General features: G+C 69.2%; 1 protein-coding gene. It reads right to left on the reverse strand.

All coding sequences use genetic code 11. From position 1 onward, the window contains the following. Positions 1-39 precede the first annotated feature (39 nt). Complete coding sequence (locus ACF09J_RS36015) at positions 40-1,545, reverse strand: ISL3 family transposase (RefSeq protein WP_392309664.1); 1,506 nt, start codon at positions 1,543-1,545, stop codon at positions 40-42. Positions 1,546-1,632 lie beyond the last annotated feature (87 nt).

Raw genomic sequence — 1,632 nt, forward strand, 5'->3', positions numbered from 1 at the left:
CGGCTCTGGCCCGTAGTCGGTGGTGACGTTGGGTGACCGTCAGGGTAGGAGGATGCGGTGGCGGAGGAGGTCGAATCCGGCGCGTCCGTGCATCTGTCTCATGATTCTCTTGGTGCGGGTGTTGACGCCTTCGGTGCGGCCGTTGTGATAGGGCAAGGTGAGGCCGGCGTTCACGGCGGGGCGGTCGATTTCGAGGCCGTTGGTGAAGCTGCGCAGGTGGGGCAGGCCGACGGCGCGGACGGCCGTGATCCAGGCGGTGAGTTTCACGTCGTTTCCCTCGGCCGGTTTCAGCAGGGCGGCGAAGCCGCGTACGAGATCGGCGAGTGCGGTCATCTCCGGGCAGGCCGCGGCGATCTTCTCCAGCAGGGCCGTTTCCTTCGGTCGCCGGTTTTCGGGGTCGGTGAGCATCAGGCGGCTGGCGTGACGTGGGGTGGTGACGGGGCGGTCGCCTTCAGCGCGGCCCTGGTTGAGATATCGGACCAACAGGTTGGCGCTGCCCGTATAGCCCAACTCCCGGATCTCCTGCAGCAGGTGGGTGATAGGGACTGCGGGATCGGCCGCTCGACGGGCGCGCAGATGATCCCGGTAGGGGTCGACGAGGGTGGGCCGGTAGGTGGGGGCGATTCGCAACACCTGGGGTTCAGGCATGCGGGCGTAGCGTTTGACGGTGTTCAGGGCCACGCCCAGGCGGCGGGAGCAGCCGAGCAGGCCGACGCCCTGGCCGAGGAGATCATGGACCTTGTCCCAGCGTTCGCGGGTAGTCTGCTCGCGTACTCCGCCAGGGCGGGGCGGGTTGATGGTGGCCCAACATCCGGCGTGTGCGCGGACCTCGAGCTGGACCTTGTCGCAGAGATTGCGCCAAAGGTGCCACCGGTCGCTGACCTGCACCGCATCCGGCAGGGCGCGACGGACAGCCTCGGCGTAGGTCGCCGAGCCGTCCCGGCACACGACCTCGACACCGGGATGTTCGCGCAGCCAGGCCTCCAACGTCGCGGCTTCGCGGTCGGGCAGGACCGCGACGCGTCGGCCCGTCTCGGCATCCGTGATGATCGTGGCGTAGCGGTGGCGGCGGCGCAGCGCGAAATCGTCCACGCCGATCACCCGCGGGATCGCCTGCTGAGGCACCGGTAGGCGCCGCAGATGGCACAGCGCGGTACTGCGGGAGACGGGCACGGCCAGCAGGCCGGCCAGGCGTGCCGCCGCCCGGCCGCACAACTCCCGGGCCACCTGCGATATCTGCCCAGCCAGCCGCACCGTGCGGCGCTGGTAACGCTCCAGCAGTCCGGGAATCTGCTCACGGAAGGTCTGTCGCCCACAGCCCAGAACCGGACAGACCAACCGCCGTACGCACAGGCGTACCACGACCTGGCGGCCGTCGACCGGCACGTCCGTCACCGTCCGGCGGTGGTACCCGTGCACCTTCGCCGTCGGCGTCCGGCACACCGGACACGGCACCGCCACGTCCCGAGTGCGAGCCGCGACCACCACCGAGTCACCGCCGTCCGCCACGTCCTCGACGACCAGCACCGACAGCCCGGAAAACACCGTCCCCACAAGGGAGTTGACATCCATCACGAGATCATGATCGCGGACAGCTACTCGGCGTCACCACCGACTACGGGCCAGAGCCAA

The sequence above is a fragment of the Streptomyces sp. NPDC014889 genome (assembly GCF_043081205.1).
In the GTDB taxonomy this organism is placed as follows: Bacteria; Actinomycetota; Actinomycetes; order Streptomycetales; family Streptomycetaceae; genus Streptomyces.